The organism is Egibacter rhizosphaerae, assembly GCF_004322855.1.
In the GTDB taxonomy this organism is placed as follows: domain Bacteria; phylum Actinomycetota; class Nitriliruptoria; order Euzebyales; family Egibacteraceae; genus Egibacter; species Egibacter rhizosphaerae.
Genome location: NZ_CP036402.1, coordinates 2,999,508 through 3,015,205, shown reverse-complemented (window position 1 = coordinate 3,015,205; position 15,698 = coordinate 2,999,508). Strand labels below are relative to the sequence as shown.

Here is a 15,698-nt window from a genome sequence, read left to right as displayed (position 1 = left end):
ACCCGGGAGGCGCGGGAAGGCGGAGCACCCGTGCCGGCGCGAGTGGTGGATGTCACAGGGTCGTGGGCCCGCCACCAACCGTGCCATCACGGTACAGATCGTCCCCGCCGCCGGCACTCGGGAACCTGTCCGACCGGTCTTGGTCTCCCGGGGCGCCGGCGAGCGGATCAGCGCAGTGCGAGCAGCCACTCAGCGATGTCGGCGTAGCCCGCACGGGCATAAGCCCGGCGACCTGGCCCATTGTCCGCGCGCACGTGCAGCGTCACCCCCGGCATGCCCTCCGCCATGAGCTCACGCGTCACGGCAGCGATGGCCGAGGCCGCGATCCCCTGGCCACGCCACGCCTCGGCCACGTAGACCCCCGCGAGCTGCGCACCCCGAAGTGGGCTCGCCAGCGCCACGTCGACCTTCGCCACGATCTCGCCGTCCCGGGGCACCACCCAGGTGGCACCCCGCGCGATGCTGTCACGCAGGCGATCGCCGACGCTCGCCCGCGCGGGGCGCGACAGCGGCGGCCCCATCCGATCCTCGACGTGCAGTCGGGCGGCGAGCTCGGTCACCGCCTCCTCGTCGGCCGGCCGCGCCCGCCGCAACCCGACCGGCGGGGGAAGGTCGACGGGCTCGCGCGTTCCCATGAGGCGCTGCTCGCGGGCCCGCCCGCGGCGGCGCAGGACGCCGCGGCTGCCCGCCTCGAGGAGCGCACGGCCGAGCGCAGCGTCGCCGAGCAGCACCCGCCAGCCGCTCCCGTGCAGGTGCGCGGCCAGGGGTGGCCCGCCCGCGGCGTCGCCCGACACGATCAAGGTGCCGGTCGAGGCGAGGAAGGCGACCGCGCGGGGTTCGTCCGCCGGCCACACGAGCACGCGCTCCTCCTCCCCGCTGTCGAGCGCGTCGAGCAGATGCTGGTGCGCGAGCACCCCGTCGCGGGTCGGGTCGCCCTCGAGCCAGCCGGCCACACGTGGCGCCAGGTGCCGGTCGACCACGCGCACCTCGGTGTGGGTCGGCGTCTGGGTCACGGCCGCTCACCCCCGGCGACGGCCACCGGGCCGGTGAGCGCGAGGTTCGGGTCGACGCCGAGGTCGAGGGCGCTGCGCTCACCGAGGGCGAGACGGTTCGTGCCCGCCGCGGCGATCATCGCGCCGTTGTCGGTGCACAGCGCCGGTGAGGGGGCGAGCAGGCGCAGGCCCCGGGTGGCGCACTCGGCCTCCATGCGCTCGCGCAGTCGCGAGTTCGCGGCCACACCACCGGCGATCACCACCTGCTCGATCCCACGGTCGGTCGCCGCGTGCAGCGTCTTGTCGACCGCGACGTCGACGACCGCTTCCTGGAAGCTCGCGGCCACATCCGCGATCGGAGCGGGCTGGCCGGCGGCCTCACGACGCCGGAGCTCCCGCACGACCGCCGTCTTGAGGCCCGACAGGGAGAAGTCGTAGGACCCGTCCTGCTTCGCTCGGGGAAAGGCGATGGCCGCCGGATCGCCGGTGCGGGCGGCGCGGTCTATCTCGGGCCCACCGGGGTACGGGAGCCCGAGGAACCGCGCGACCTTGTCGAAGGCCTCCCCGGCGGCGTCGTCGATCGTCGTGCCGAGCGTCGCGAACGTACCGTCCTCGGCGAGGAGCGCCACGTTCGTGTGCCCACCGGAGACGACGAGCGCGACCGCGGGTGGCTCGAGCGTCCCGAACTCGAGCTGCGCGGCATAGACGTGCCCCTCGAGGTGGTTCACACCGATCAGCGGCGCGTCGTGCGCGAGCGCGACGGCCTTCCCGGCCGCGAGACCCACGAGCAGGGCGCCCACCAGCCCCGGGCCGTGCGTGACCGCGACGGCGTCGAGGTCGCGGTAGGTCGCGCCGCCCTCGGCGAGCGTGCGGTCGAGCACCGGCAGCAGCAGCTCGTGGTGCGCGCGCGCCGCGACCTCCGGGACGACCCCGCCGTAGGGACGATGGCGCTCCCACTGACTCCCGATCACGTTCGCGCGCACGACCCGGCCGTCCGCGACCAGCGCCGCAGCCGTCTCGTCGCACGACGTCTCGATCCCGAGCACCAGCATCAGTCGCGCCCTCGTTCCTCGGTTCCGCGCGTCCCGGGCGCCTGCCGCCCGGGAGCACGGGCCCTGTCCCTTTCGGAGAGGATGCCCGTTGCCGCGTTGGTCGATCCACCCTCCGAGTCACCCCCGCCCGCCTCACCCCCGCCCGCTTCATGCCCGGCCGCGTCGCCACCAGCCGTGTCGCCACCAGCCGCGTCGCCACCGGACGTTCCGGCGTGGAGCCCGACCCGCCCGGTCACCCACGGGACGTCGTGATCGGGGGCGCCGCTGGCCCCGCCCGGCGCCTCCAAGCGCGCGCGTTGCGCCTCGAGGCGGCGTCCAACGGCCGGATCGCGCAGGTCGTCGATCCACATCACGACCGCGTCCTCGTCGGTCTCACGGTAGTAACGCGGGCGCACGCCCTTCGGCACGAACCCGAACGCGCTGTACAGGCGTTGGGCACCATGGTTCGCGGCTCGCACCTCCAGTGTCGCGGCGTGGGATCCGCGCTCCCGGGCCTCCTCGAGCAGCGCGATCACCAGCCGGGTCGCGACCTTGCGGCGATGCTCGACGGGATCGACCGCCACCGTGGTGACGTGCGCCTCCCCGGCCTGGAACAACACGCCGCCGTAGCCGACGACCCGCCGGCGCCCGAGGCGGCCCGGGACCCGCGCCACCAGGTAGGAACGACCGTCGCGAGCCAGCTCCCCCACGAACACCTCCGGGGTCCACGGCCGTGGGTAGAGCCGCGTCTCGATCGCCAGCACCCGGCGGAGGTGCCGCCGACGCATCGGCTCGATCCGCACGCCGTGCAGCGCCGTCCGCGCCGCGGGCCGCCGCGTCGGCCATCCCGTCAGGCGCCCGCCCTCTCTCACGAGGCTGCCCCCTCTCCCGTGGACGGCGAGGCCGCCTGGCCCGGTCCGCCCTGGCCCGGTCCGCCCTCGCCCGGCCCGCCGTGGAGTGCTGCCCGCTGCCCCCAGCCGATCCGCGCATCCACCTCCCGCAGGTAGACCGGCCGCAGCTCCGCCGGAGCGGTGGTCTCGCCGCGGGTGAACGCCCCCAGGGAGAGCTCCACCAGCGCTTCGGCGCTCGGCTGTGCCAGCCAAGGCGAGGCGACGTGCACACCGCGGGCCAGCAGATCCTCGCGGTGGCGCGTTGCCCCGTCCCCGACGCAGACGGCCGGTTCCCCGGTCCCGGCGACCGCCTCGGCGAGCTCGTCGATCGTGCCGACGCGTGGGGTGTCGAGCGGCTCCGGGCCGCCCGGCCCCGCGCGGTAGCTCGCCCAGAACAGCTCGCCGCGCCGCGCGTCGAGGACCGCCCAGATGCGGTGCCCGTGGGGTGCCTCGGCGAGCGGTTGGGCGAGCACTTCCAGCGAGGAGCGACCCACGAGCGGCCAGCCTCGCACGTGGGCGAGGACCTGCGCCGTCGCGAGGCCGACGCGCAACCCGGTGTAGAGACCCGGGCCGACGGTCACCGCGACGCCGTCGACGTCGTCGAGCCTCAGGCCGGCCCGATCGAGGCACCAGGAGACCGCCGGCGTCACGAACTCGCCGTGCTGCTGGTGCCGGCCGAGCGACGCCGTCACCAGCGGCCCGTCGGCGCCTCCGATACAGACGCTCGAGCGGGTGCTCGCCGTGTCGATCCCCAGGACCCGCATCAGTCCGACCCCTCGGGAGCCGCCCGGTTCCGCGACCCGCCGTCGTCGGCACGGCCACCGCGACCCGCGGCCACCCGACGCTCGTTCCGCCACGGCGCCAGTACTGCGTGGAGCTCGTCGCGGCGGGCCGCCCAGCGCGGACCGTGGGCGCGAACGCGCACCCGCCGTGGCTCGGGGGCTCCGAGCTCGCTCGGCACGCTGGCGGGGTCGGCGAGGGCCAGCTCGACCTCCACGTGGTCGGCCGGCAGCAACGGCTGCACGGCGTCGCCCCATTCGACGAGCACGACCGCCTCGTCGGCCGCGTCGAGCCAGCCGGTGTCGAGCACCTCCTCCAGCGTCTCCAGCCGATAGACATCGAGATGCACCAGCGGGACCCGGCCCGCGTAGTCGCGCCGCAGCAGGAACGACGGGCTGGTCACGGGCTCGGTCACGCCCAGGGCGGCGGCGACCCCCTGCGCCACGCAGGTCTTGCCGGCCCCGAGCTCGCCGGTCAGCGAGACGAGATCCCCCGGCTCCAGCAGCCCGGCCAGTGCCGCCGCGAACCGGCGGGTGTCGTGCGGATCGCTGGTGGCCAGATCCACCGCTCCTCCGTCCCCTCGTACCCGGCGCTCTTCGCCAACGACGCTAGCCGAGCCGGGGGCTGTGCGCCGTCGTGGGCGCCGTTCCGGACCGGGGGCCCCGGACCAGCGATCCGTACAGGCCGTCCCGTACAGGGCGTTCCGGTTCGGCGGCCCCGGACGGGCGGCCCCCGACGGGCAGCTCCCGGACGGGCGGGGCAGCCGGGCACGGCCGGGCGCGCCACCTCCCGACCGTCAGCCCGAGAGGTCGACGGCCTGGCCGTCGTCGAGGACCACCACCTCGGCGACGTCACACTCGCGAGCGAACCGTTCGGGGTCGGAGGGGAAGACGTCGTAGTGGATCGCGATCGCCTGACGCGCGCCGACCTGCTCGGTGAGGCGGTAGGCGTCGCGCATGCTCGCGCTGGGGCCGGCGAGCGGGACGGCGAGCAGCGGCGCACGCAGGCCGGAGGCGTCCAGCCCGTCGCCGGGATGGAGCAGGGTCCCGTCGATGAGGAACGCGGTGTTCTGGGGCCCCGGAGCGCCGTTGACCATCGGCATGTGCTCGAGGTCGATCGCCCGCACGGTGTACCCGGCGACGTCGGCCTCGTCACCGTCATCGAGGGGTTGCACGGGCTCGTCACCGGCGGCCACGCGCAGGTCGGCGTTGCCGTAGACCTCGGCGTGGCGGTCGATCAGCTCGCGCATCGAGTCGGGATCCCAGTGATCAGGGTGCCGGTGTGTGTAGAGGACCGCGTCCACGGAGCCGAAAGCGTCGACGTCGTAGGCTCGGACCGCGGGCAGACCCGGATCGAGCAGGAGGCGCCCCCCGTCGTCCTTCTCGATGACCAGACAGGACTGTGGATACTTCGTGATCCTCAATGGCGCTCCCATGGTCGGGTGCGGACGGGCCCTCCGCGGACCACCGATCGAGCGGCCACCCACACCGTCGGGCGGTGACCGCTGCCCGTGAAGGGATCCGCAGCGTAGGCAGGCCCGCCCCGCGGTAGCAAGGCTGGGGCGCGGGCCGGAACGCACCGGATCAACGATCAGCGAGGACCCGATGAGCGAACGCCCGGGGGTGCGCCCCCTGGAACACGAGGCGCAGACCGGCGAGGAGGCGCGGGCGGGCGAGGAGTCGGGCCCGCCGGCCCGTCGGTCGCGCCGATCGGGTTGGCGCCGCCCGCTGCGCTGGACGGCGATCGCCCTCGCGCTGGCTCTGGTCGTGCTCGTCGGCTGGGCGGCCCTGCCGCGCGGGCCGGACGAGGACCGCTTCACGACGGTGTTCGAGAACCCGCGCGTCGCGGTCGGTCAGGGCGACGGCTACCTGCGGCTCACTCCCGAGGGCGAGGAGCCCGTACGGGGGGTCGTCTTCTACCCGGGCGCCCGCGTGGCGCCGGCCTCCTACGCCGCCACGTGGGCGCCGGTGGTGGCCGAGGCCGGGGTCGCGGTGTTCATCCCGGCCATGCCGCTGAACTTCGCGGTGCTGGACATCGACCGCGCCGACGAGGTGATCGCGGCCGAGGACACCATCGAATCGTGGATCGTCGGCGGGCACTCCCTGGGAGGTGCGATGGCCTCGAGCCACCTCGGCCGGCGCGCGGAGGCGACCGCCGAGGGCCACGCCGCAACCGACGGTCCCGCGGCGGTCGATCGCATCGAGGGGCTGGTGCTGTGGGGGGGCTACCCGACCGAGGGCGCCGAGCTCGCGGCACGCGACGATCTCGCGGTGCTGTCGGTCGCGGGTGGGCGCGACGGCCTCACGACGACCGCGGACGTGCGACAGCGGCGCCACCTGTTGCCGGACGACGCCGACGTGGTCGTGATCGACGGGATGAACCACGCGCAGTTCGGTGCCTACGGGGACCACTGGCGCGACGGCGAGGCGTTGATCAGCGACGGCGAGGCCGCCGACGAGCTCGCCGAGGTCACCGCGAGCTGGCTCGCCGAGCGCTCGTCCCGTCGCCGCCCCCCGCGTCGGCGGTCACGCGCGCCGCGAACCGGTCGATCGCGGCGGTGACCGCGTCGGGCTGTTCGAGCATCGCCGTGTGCCCGGCGCCCTCGATCGTGACGAGCTCGCTGTCGGGGAGCATCTCCGCGAGGCGCTGCGCCTGACGCGGGGGCGTGAGACGGTCGCGGCTCCCCGCGAGCACGAGCGTCGGGACGGTGAGCTCGCGAGCGACGTCCTGGAGGTCGACGGTGGTGAGGGCGGGGGCGCACGCGCCGAGCACCACCGGCGGCGTGCCACGCAGCTCCCGCTCCAGGAACGCGACGAGCTCGGGGGGTGCCTCCGGGTTCAGCCCGAACTGGCGCGTGGCCAGCAGCGACAGGTCCGTCGAGGGCCGGTCCTCGGGATCGTCGCTCTCCAGGCGACGCCGAGCACGCGACGAGCGAGCCACCACCGCCTCGTACACCCGGGCCTGCACGGTGCTGACGGCGGCCGCGAGGGTGCTCCTGGCGGCGCCGGAGAACAGCCGGCTCGCGGCGGTGTTGGTGAGCACGAGCCCGCGCACCCGCTCACCCAGGAGCCCGGGGTGCCGGGCGGCGCAGGCGAGCACCGCCATGCCGCCGAGCGAGTGCCCGACCAGCACCGCGGGCCCCGCAGGCGCGGTCTCGGCGAGGACTGCGGCCACGTCGTCGGCGAGCGCGTCGAGCGTGTAGTCGCCGCGGGCCGCGCGGGCGCTCTGGCCGTGACCCCGGTGGTCGAACGCGACGCTGTGGAAGCGTTCGCCGAGCACCGTCATCTGGTCGTGCCAGACCCGCGAGGACAGCCCGAGCCCGTGGCTGAACAGCACCGCGGGCCGCCCGGGTGCGGCGCGCAACTCGGCATGCAACAGCGTGCGGTCGTGGCTCTCGACGTCCCGCGACGCCCACCCCGGAGCGGCCGCGAGCGACGGATCCGCCTCGGCGACCCGCTGGGCCTGGCCGGCCATCACCCGCCGCTCTCCGAGGTACCCCAGGGCGGCTCCCCCGAGCGTCGCCGCGCCGAAGGCCACGAGACCGATCGCGCGTGCCCGGACCACGCCTAGCTCTCCCCGGCGGCCCCGAGATGCACGCGCGGGACACGCGGACCGATGCGGGTGATGATCTCGTAGTTGATCGTGCCGAGCAGCCCCGCCCACTCGTCGACGCTCACCCGTTCGTCCCCCTGCCCGCCGATGAGGGTCACCTCGTCACCGTCGGCCTCGGTCGCGTCCGGGCCGAGGTCCACACAGAACTGATCCATGCACACCCGCCCGGCGTACGGCACGCGGCGCCCCCCGACCAGCGCCCGGGCCCGGTTGCCGAGTGCCCGCACGACGCCGTCGGCGTAGCCGGCGGGCACCGTGCCGAGGCAGGTGTCGCGGTCCGGGGCCCACGTCAGGCCGTAGCTCACGGCCTCCCCCTCAGTGAGGCGCTTCACCAGGGACAAGCGCGCGCGCAACGCGAGCGCCGGTCGCAACGGCACCTCGCCGGCGAGCCCGGGCGCGGGCTCGAGCCCGTAGACCGCGAGGCCGGGCCGGACGAGGTCGTGGTGCGTGTCGGGCAGATCGAGCGTCGCGGCGGAGTTCGCGAGGTGAGCGACGTCGGGCGCGGCATCGAGCGCCCGAGCGAGCTCGAGGCCGCGGGCGAACGCGTCGGCCTGCTCGGCGATGAAGGGGTGGTCCGGCTCGTCCGCCACCGCGAAGTGGCTCCAGAGCCCGGCGAGGTGCAGGGCGCCGGCGTCGCGCACGCGTCGGAGGGCGTCCTCCCAGTCCGCGGGGGGCACGCCGACCCGCCGCATCCCCGTGTCGAGCTTCAGGTGGACCGCGGCGGGAGGACCCTCGCGCGCCGCGGCGGCTTCCTGCAGGGCCGTCACGAACCCCGGCGAGTAGACCGTGGGTGTGAGCCTCGCCGTCAGCAGGGCGCCGATCGCGGCGGCGGGCGGCTCGGTGAGCAACAGGATGGGGACGTCGACCCCGGCGGCGCGCAGCGCCTCGCCCTCCTCGACCAGGGCGACCGCCAGCTCGTCGGCGCCGCCGGCCACCGCCGACCGCGCGGCCTCGACGAGCCCGTGGCCGTACCCGTCGGCCTTGACCACGGCCATCAGGCGGGGGGCCCGCGCATGGGACCTCAGCGCCGCCACGTTGGCGGCGATCGCGTCGTGGTCGATCTCCAGCCAGACCGGCCGGTGGGCGGGAGGAGCTCCCTGCGCCCCGGCAGCGGCCTCGCGCGGCGCCTGCGCGTCCACGGACGACGGGGAACGGAGGTGTGTCACCGGCGGTCCTCGGGACGCGGGATGGGGGCCCCCGGGCGCGGGCCGGGGTCCCCGGCCATGCGGGCGCGGGCCGTCGGGACGGCATCGGCGACCGCGCCGGCGCGCACCGCCGCCGGGTGGCGCAACGCGGCGGCGGCCTCCCCCGCCCGGCCGTGCCAGTGCACGGTGGCCGCCACGCGCGCGAGGTCGACGTCCCCGGCGAGGACCGCGCCGATCATCCCGGAGAGCACGTCCCCGGTCCCTCCCGTGGCCAGCGCGACGCTCCCGCTCGCGCACACCCACGTCCGCCCGTCCGGGGACGCGGTCACCGTGCCCGGACCCTTGGCGACCACCGTCGCGCCCCAGTCGGCGGCGTACTCCGAGGCTCGGTTGCGCTGCACGGGACCGTCGACGAGCCGCGCCAGCTCCCCCTCGTGAGGGGTGAGCACGAGCGCGTTGGCGCGGGGAGCCGTCAAGGCCTCGGGCACCTCCGCGAGGGCGTTGACGGCGTCCGCATCGAGCACGAGGGGCCGCTCGAGGCGCTCCACCAACGCGCGCACCAACGCCGTCGGCCCACCGCCCCGCCCCAACCCGGGGCCGGCGACGACCACGTCGGCGTCCTGCGCGCGCGCGAGCACGTCGGCGACCGCGGCGTCGTGGTCGTCGCGGTCGTCGAGGTCGCCGAAGGTCGCGGTCAGCGCCTCGGGGACCGCGCCGGCGACCGCGTCGCGGGAGCCGGGGGCGGCGAGACACGTCACCAGCCCGACGCCGGCCTCGACCGCGCCGCGAGTGGCGAGCACCGCGGCACCCGACATGCCCTGCGCCCCGGCGACGATCAGCACGCGGCCGCGCTGGCGCTTGTGCGCCCCGGGCGGGGGGAACGGCAGCAGGTGGTCGGCGTCCCGATCGTCGAGGCTCCAGGCGACCGGCTCGTCTCGGCGCTCGAGGATCCCGAGGTCGCCGGTGACGAGGTCCCCGCATCGTCCCCGAGCCGGCCACATCCGCAGGCCCACCTTCTCGGCGCCGAGCGTGACGGTGACGTCGGCGGTCACGGCCCGCTCCGCCACCGTGCCGGTCTCGGCGTCGACGCCGGACGGCACGTCGCAGGCGACCACCGGGGTGCCCTGCGCCCGTTCGGCCGCCAGCGCGGCGATCGCCGTGCGGTAGGGGTCGCGGGGCTCGCCGGCCGCCCCCGTCCCCAGCAGGCAGTCGACGGTCACGTCGGCGCCGACGAGCGCCTCCTGGGGGCTCGACACGAGGGTGCCGCCACGGGCGAGCCAACGGTCCCGTTGGACGGCCGGCAGCCCCTCCAACGTCTCCTCGCCGGTCACGACGCAGACGGTCGCCCGCGCCCCGACGTCGGTGAGACGGCGGGCCAGCGCGAGCCCGTCGCCTCCGTTGTTGCCCTTGCCGCACAGGATCGTGACGCGGAGCCCGTACCCATACCCGGCGAGGTCGCGCACCGCGCGCTCGAGATGCCCCGCGGCGCGCTCCATCAGCGCGTCGGCGGAGGTCCCGCGATCGAACGCCCGCGCGTCCATCTCGCGGACCTGCGCGGGAGTGAACAGGGGGGTCGGCATGGTTCCATCCTAGGCCCGCGGGCTCGCTGGCCGATGCAACCCGGTGCGCTCCGGCGGCCCGGGCGGGGTCCCGTGCACCAGCGACCAGAAGGCCGCCCGGACGGGGTTCGTGCTCGCTCAGCACGGCGCTCCCACCGCGCCCTGGGGTTCGTGCTCGCTCAGCGCGGCGCTCCCACCGCGACCGCCTGCGCGAGCGCGAGGTCGCGGGTCCGTGACAGCGACAGGTGCACCCGCGCGATGCCCTCCTCCTCGGCCCGCGCGGCGGCCCCCGCGTGCAGCACCACCTCGGGTTTGCCGTCCGCGTTGGCCACCACCTCGACGTCGGTGAACCCGAACCCGTGGAAGCCGGAGCCGAGCGCCTTGGCGACCGCCTCCTTCGCCGCGAAGCGCGTCGCGAGGCTCCCGACCCGCAGATCGCCGTCGGGTGCGGTGCAGTGCACCCCCTCGGCCGCGGTCCACAGGCGCTCGACCAGCGAGGGGGTGCGCGCGAGTGCGAGCCGCACCCGCACGATCTCGATCGCGTCGACGCCGACGCCCACCACGCCGGGAAGGTCCTCTCCCTCCACGACGCCGACCCCTACTCCACGGTCACGGTCTTCGCGAGGTTGCGGGGTTGGTCGACGTCGCGGCCGAGGAGCACCGCGGCGTGGTACGCGATCGCCTGCAACGGCAGGACCGTGAGGATCGGATACAGCAACTCGTGCACCTCGGGCACGTAGACGACGTGGTCCGCGTGCTCCTTGACGGCGGTGTCCCCCTCGGTCGCGATCGCGGTGACCTCGGCTCCGCGGGCCTTGACCTCCTGGATGTTCGACACGACCTTGCTGTGGACGTGCCCGCGGGTCGCGATCGCGATCACCGGGCCGCCGCTGTCGATCAGCGCGATCGGGCCGTGCTTCATCTCGCCGGCCGGGAAGCCCTCCGCGTGCAGGTAGCTGATCTCCTTGAGCTTGAGCGCGCCCTCGAGGGCGATCGGCACCCCGTTGTGGCGGCCGATGAACATCACGTAGTCCGCACGGGCGATCCGCTCCGCGAGCTCGGCCAGGTGCCCGTCGGCCTCGAGCACCTGTTCCATGAGCTCGGGCAGCTGTTCGAGTCGTGCCAGCTGGTCCCGGCACTCCTCGGGGAACAGCTTGCGCCGCTCCTGAGCGAGGAAGAGCGCGAGCACCCCGAGCGCCGCGATCTGGGTCGTGAACGCCTTCGTGGACGCGACCGCGATCTCCGGTCCCGCCCGCGTGTAGAGCACCGCGTCCGCCTCACGCGTCAGCGTGGAACCCACGACGTTGGAGATCGCCACGACACGGGCTCGCTGGTCCCGTGCGTGCGCGGCCGCCGCGATCGTGTCGGTCGTCTCCCCCGACTGGCTGATGGCCACCACGATGGTGTGCGGCGTGAGGATGGGATCGCGGTAGCGGAACTCGCTGGCGATCTCGACCTCCACGCCGATACCGGCCCAGTGCTCGATCGCGTGCTTGGCGACCAGGCCCGCGTGATAGCTGGTCCCGCACGCCACGACGTAGACCTTGTCGGCACTGCGCAGATCCGCCCCGTCGAAGCGCAGCTCGTCGAGGACGATCCGCCCGTCGGGATCGGTCCGAGCGAGCAGCGTGTCGGCGATGGCCTGCGGCTGCTCGTGGATCTCCTTGAGCATGAAGTGCGGGTAGCCCTGCTTCTCGGCCGCCGTGATGTCCCAGTCGACGGTGAAGCGCTGACCACTCGACGGCGCGCCGTGGACGTCGGTGACCTCGATCCCGTCGGGCGTGAGCACCGCGACCTGGTCGTCGAGCAGGGACTCCACGTCGCGGGTGTGGGCGATGAGGCCCGCGACGTCGCTGGCCAGCAGGTTCGCCCCGTCGGCACGGCCGAGCACCAGCGGTGCGCCACGGCGGGCCGCGACGAGCCGGTCGGGCTCCCGTCGGTCGACCACGGCGAACGCGAATTGGCCCTCGAGGCGGCGCATCAGCGCGCGCACGGCTTCGGCCAGGTCGGCCTCGTCCCGGCGGAGGCGCGCGAGCAACTGCGTGGCGACCTCCGTGTCGGTCTCGGAGAGGAACGAGACGCCGTCAGCTTCGAGCTCGGCGCGCAGTTCCGCGTAGTTCTCGATGATCCCGTTGTGCACGAAGGCGAGGTCCCCGACCTGGTCGAGGTGGGGGTGGGCATTGCGGTCGGTCGGCTGCCCGTGGGTCGCCCACCGCGTGTGCCCGAGCCCGACGGTGCCGTGGAGGTCGTCCTCGCGCACGACCCCCTGCAGCTGATCGAGCTTGCCCGCGCGTTTGACCATGCGGAGCTCGGGGGAGGCCGAACCGGTGATGACGACCACCCCGGCCGAGTCGTAGCCGCGGTACTCGAGGGTCGCGAGCCCGTCCAGCAGGACGGGCAGGACGTCACGGTCGCCGGTGTAACCGATGATGCCGCACACGATCGCGCACCTTCCGACGGGAACGGCCGCATGCTACCCCGGCACCGGGCCGTGCCTACCTGTCCGCCACGAGCCGATCCGCTCCTCCGGACCCGCCTCCCCGGGTCCGCCTCCCCGGGTCCGCCTCCCCCGGGTCCGCCTCCCCCGGGTCCGCCTCCCCCGGGTCCGACGGACTCGAGGGTGTCGACGAATTCGACCGGCCCGGCGGGGCGCATGACGATGGTCAGCCCTCGTCCTCGTCGGTCGCTCCGGCGTCGGCGGGCGCCCCGGGGGGCGCGCCGCTGGCCTCGGGGTGCGGCGGGAAGACCACCTCGTCCTCGCCCGGGACGAGCTCGCTGTCCAGGCTGCCGTCGTGGGCGTCGGTCGCCCCGTGGTCGCTGTAGAGGTTGTCGGCGTGCTCGCCGACGAACGCGTCGGCGACCTCCGGCGAGAACTCGTCGCACAGCTGGCGATGGTCCCAGGTGACGAGCGCCACGTTCCCGCCGTCCGGCAGGGCCTCGTTGTACGGCGAGACGATGAGGTGGTCGTTGGCGGCGCCCATCGCACCGTCCGCCCAGTCCTCGATCTCCGCGACGACGCCCTCGTCGAGGTCCGGGTCGTACCACAGGACCACGTAGCCGTGCTCCAGGTTGTGCAGCAGGAGCCGCTCGTCGACATAGGAATCGTAGATGCCCGTCGCCGCCACCAGGCCGATGTGGGTGCCCGAGGTGGCCGGACGGTGGTCGTAGATCTCCTCGGGCGGTGCCTGCTCCAGCGCGGCGAGCGCCTCGTCGGGCTGGCCGGGGAAGTGGTCCGCGCCCATGTCCTCGGGTTCCTCGACCGGCTGACATCCCGCCGCCTCCGCGGGCTCGGCCGACGCGGCCAACAGCTCCCCGCGGTCGGCCCGCTGCGCCTGCCAGAACAGGACGCCCCCGGCGACAGCGGCCACCACGACCACGGCGAGCGCCCCGATCGTGAGCCGGCGCTTGCGCTGGTCCTGCTGCTTGCGGCGCTCCTGCTCGGCACGCTTCTCGGCGAGGCGTTGCTTCTGGCGCTCGCGCTTGGATTGGCCCGGGTCCTCGTCGGTCACCTACCGTCCTCTCGTCGTGACCGGCGGCCACCGCGCCGCGGCCACCACGCACAAGGCTGCCACGCGGGTCGCCGCCACGGCCACGTCGGTCACCCCGGTGATCGGACCGGCTGCTCCTCCCCGGCCTCGACCACGAGCACGCCGTCGACGTCGCGCCAACGCGCGGCGTAGCCGAGGTCGAGCAGCGCGGCGACGACGAGTCCTGCCGCGACGCGGTCCCCACGTACCTGCCGAACGGTCGGCGCGGCCGCGGCGTTCCCCGTCCGGACCGGCACGAGCTCCGCGCCGGCGCGCGCGGCCACCTCGCCGACGATCGCGAGATGCTCCCCGGCGACCGGCTGCGGGGTAGGCTGCTCCGGCCCGATTACCGCCCCCGGCTCGGCGACCGACCCGTGCCCCCCGACCGTCCCCGGCTCGGCGACCGGCCCGTGCCCCTCGACCGTCCCCGGCGCAATCGGGCCCTCTTCCGCGGCCAGCGCAGCCGCCAGCATGCCGCGTCCCCGTGGGAACAGGTCCTCGGTGGCGCGTCGGCGCAACGCCTCCGCCCCCTCGCCCTCGTCCGAGAGCGCGCAGTCGAGGCCGCGGACGATCACCACCGGCACGCCCGAGCTCTTGGTCCGCACGAGGTCGGCCGCGCCCGCGAGCTCGTCGGCCAGCGCGGTCTCGGTGACCTCGAGCGGCCGACCCTCGCGGTCGACCTCCCCCCGTTCGTCGCGCAGGGGCGGAACGCCGGCGACCCCGATCGCGACGTCGGTCTGGCCGAGGCGCCAGGGCCGCCCGAACGTGTCGGTCACGACCACGCCGACATCGACCCCCTGATCGCGGAAGGCGGCCCGCAACGCCCGCGCGCTGGCGTCCGGGTCCTTGGGCAGCACGGCGAGCCAGCCGTCGGGCACGTTCGAGCTGTCGATCCCCGCGTTCGCGCAAACGAGGCCGTGGGCGGTCTCGACGACCAGCACACCCGGAGTGTCCACCACCACACGCGCGGCCTGCTCCCGCGCGAGCCGTCGGCGGGCCGCGGCGACGGGCTCCTCGGCGCCGAGCGGCACCAGGGCGCCCTCGGCCTTGCTGACGACCTTCTGGGCGATCACGACGACGTCGCCATCGGCGATCTCGGCGCGGCCGCTGACGAGCGCCGCGAGGTCATCGCCGGGCTGGATCTCACCCAGGCCGGTCACCGGCTCGATCGTGATGCTCACGCTCGCTCCTCAGCCAGTTGGTCCAACGCCACGCGGGCGAGCGCGGCCGTGGTGTCGCGGTCCCGCATGATCGTGTCGGTCACGGCCACGCGGACCCCGAGCGCCTCGACCCGCTCGGCCAGCAAGGCATCCGCATGGTCGAGGACCCACGCGTCGAGCAGATCGGCGTACATCTCGGCGACCGCCGAGGCCGAGGTCTCCCGTCCCACGGCCGGCAGGAGCCGATCGGCCATGCCCCGCACCACTTGCCCGCCGACGATGGGGCTCACCCCGACCACAGGAGCGTCGCGCAGGGCCTCGGAGATCCCCGGCACCGAGAGGATCGTCCCGAGCGAGACGACGGGGTTCGAGGGGCACAGCACGACCGCGTCGGCGCTGCCGATCGCCTCGAGGACCCCGGGGGCCGGCCGTGCGCGCGACGCCCCCTCGAGACGCACGTCGGCGACCTCGCCGGCGGCGCGCTCGCCGACCCACCACTCCTGGAAGTGCAGGTCGCGCCCGTCGGTGGTCGTGATCCGGGTCTCGACCGGGTCGTCGGTCATGGGCAGCAGCCGGAACTCGAGGCCCCAGGCGCGCGCGATCTCCGCCGTGGCCTGCGCGAGGGTCCCGCCCGCGCGCAGGACGTCGTTGCGCACGAGGTGGGTCGCGAGATCGCGATCGCCCAGCGTGAACCAGTCGGAGCGTCCGTAGCGCTCGGCGAGCTCCGTGGCGACCGTGAACCGCTCGTCCGCCCGGCCCCAGCCCTGTTCGGGATGAATCCCTCCCCCGAGCGTGTAGACGACGGTGTCGAGGTCCGGGCTGACGTGCAGCCCGTGGCGCACCAAGTCGTCGCCGGTGTTGCCGACGACGACCAGACGGCTGGGCTCGACGACGTGGACCAAGCCGCGCAGGAAGCGCGCAGCCCCGACGCCACCCGCCAACGCCACGATGTCCCGTTCGGTCATGAGCACGGATCGTAGCGCGCAGCCACAGCGGTCCGCG

The 15,698-nt window shown here is 74.9% G+C and carries 15 protein-coding genes; 1 reads left to right on the top strand and 14 read right to left on the bottom strand.

Translation table 11 applies throughout. The annotated features are described in order from the left end of the window. Positions 1-167 precede the first annotated feature (167 nt). The 6 genes from ER308_RS14130 to ER308_RS14105 form a co-directional block, all read right to left on the bottom strand. Complete coding sequence (locus tag ER308_RS14130; protein WP_131155580.1) at positions 168-1,013, bottom strand: GNAT family N-acetyltransferase; 846 nt, start codon at positions 1,011-1,013, stop codon at positions 168-170. Then, on the bottom strand, positions 1,010-2,044 hold the full coding sequence (gene tsaD / locus ER308_RS14125) for a tRNA (adenosine(37)-N6)-threonylcarbamoyltransferase complex transferase subunit TsaD (RefSeq protein WP_131155579.1): 1,035 nt from the start codon (positions 2,042-2,044) through the stop codon (positions 1,010-1,012). The genes ER308_RS14130 and tsaD overlap by 4 nt, the downstream gene beginning before the upstream one ends. Further along, positions 2,044-2,895 (bottom strand): ribosomal protein S18-alanine N-acetyltransferase, encoded by an 852-nt coding sequence (gene rimI / locus ER308_RS14120; RefSeq protein ID WP_131155578.1) that lies wholly within the window; start codon positions 2,893-2,895, stop codon positions 2,044-2,046. Before rimI ends, tsaD begins: the two co-directional genes overlap by 1 nt. Beyond that, positions 2,892-3,677, bottom strand: a complete 786-nt coding sequence (tsaB, locus tag ER308_RS14115) for a tRNA (adenosine(37)-N6)-threonylcarbamoyltransferase complex dimerization subunit type 1 TsaB (protein ID WP_131155577.1) — start codon at positions 3,675-3,677, stop codon at positions 2,892-2,894. The genes rimI and tsaB overlap by 4 nt, the downstream gene beginning before the upstream one ends. After that, positions 3,677-4,258, bottom strand: coding sequence for a tRNA (adenosine(37)-N6)-threonylcarbamoyltransferase complex ATPase subunit type 1 TsaE (tsaE, locus tag ER308_RS14110; RefSeq protein ID WP_131155576.1), 582 nt, complete (start codon positions 4,256-4,258; stop codon positions 3,677-3,679). Before tsaE ends, tsaB begins: the two co-directional genes overlap by 1 nt. Before the next feature lie 231 nt (positions 4,259-4,489). Then, positions 4,490-5,116 (bottom strand): MBL fold metallo-hydrolase, encoded by a 627-nt coding sequence (locus ER308_RS14105; RefSeq protein WP_165492101.1) that lies wholly within the window; start codon positions 5,114-5,116, stop codon positions 4,490-4,492. 181 nt (positions 5,117-5,297) lie between these two features. Between ER308_RS14105 and ER308_RS14100 the strand changes: the two genes are divergently transcribed. Then, on the top strand, positions 5,298-6,254 hold the full coding sequence (locus tag ER308_RS14100; RefSeq protein WP_131155574.1) for an alpha/beta hydrolase: 957 nt from the start codon (positions 5,298-5,300) through the stop codon (positions 6,252-6,254). On the opposite strand, the gene ER308_RS14095 is transcribed toward ER308_RS14100, so the two are convergent. From ER308_RS14095 to cofD, 8 genes are all read right to left on the bottom strand, one after another. After that, on the bottom strand, positions 6,163-7,257 hold the full coding sequence (locus ER308_RS14095) for an alpha/beta fold hydrolase (RefSeq protein WP_131155573.1): 1,095 nt from the start codon (positions 7,255-7,257) through the stop codon (positions 6,163-6,165). The genes ER308_RS14100 and ER308_RS14095 overlap by 92 nt on opposite strands. Positions 7,258-7,259: 2 nt before the next feature. Continuing rightward, the gene (gene alr, locus ER308_RS14090) at positions 7,260-8,471 is read right to left on the bottom strand and encodes an alanine racemase (RefSeq protein WP_205745624.1); all 1,212 of its coding nucleotides are present in this window, start codon (positions 8,469-8,471) and stop codon (positions 7,260-7,262) included. Further along, positions 8,468-10,030, bottom strand: a complete 1,563-nt coding sequence (locus ER308_RS14085) for an NAD(P)H-hydrate dehydratase (protein WP_131155572.1) — start codon at positions 10,028-10,030, stop codon at positions 8,468-8,470. Before ER308_RS14085 ends, alr begins: the two co-directional genes overlap by 4 nt. Before the next feature lie 158 nt (positions 10,031-10,188). Continuing rightward, positions 10,189-10,596 (bottom strand): holo-ACP synthase, encoded by a 408-nt coding sequence (gene acpS, locus ER308_RS14080; protein WP_205745623.1) that lies wholly within the window; start codon positions 10,594-10,596, stop codon positions 10,189-10,191. An 11-nt stretch (positions 10,597-10,607) separates the two neighbouring features. After that, positions 10,608-12,449 (bottom strand): glutamine--fructose-6-phosphate transaminase (isomerizing), encoded by a 1,842-nt coding sequence (gene glmS / locus ER308_RS14075; RefSeq protein WP_131155571.1) that lies wholly within the window; start codon positions 12,447-12,449, stop codon positions 10,608-10,610. A 223-nt stretch (positions 12,450-12,672) separates the two neighbouring features. Beyond that, a complete protein-coding gene (locus tag ER308_RS14070; RefSeq protein WP_131155570.1) occupies positions 12,673-13,518 on the bottom strand; it encodes a DUF3105 domain-containing protein in 846 nt (281 codons plus the stop codon). 89 nt (positions 13,519-13,607) lie between these two features. Continuing rightward, positions 13,608-14,717 (bottom strand): coenzyme F420-0:L-glutamate ligase, encoded by a 1,110-nt coding sequence (gene cofE, locus ER308_RS14065; protein WP_131155569.1) that lies wholly within the window; start codon positions 14,715-14,717, stop codon positions 13,608-13,610. Next, positions 14,714-15,661 (bottom strand): 2-phospho-L-lactate transferase, encoded by a 948-nt coding sequence (gene cofD, locus ER308_RS14060; protein ID WP_131155568.1) that lies wholly within the window; start codon positions 15,659-15,661, stop codon positions 14,714-14,716. Before cofD ends, cofE begins: the two co-directional genes overlap by 4 nt. Between the last annotated feature and the right edge of the window lie 37 nt (positions 15,662-15,698).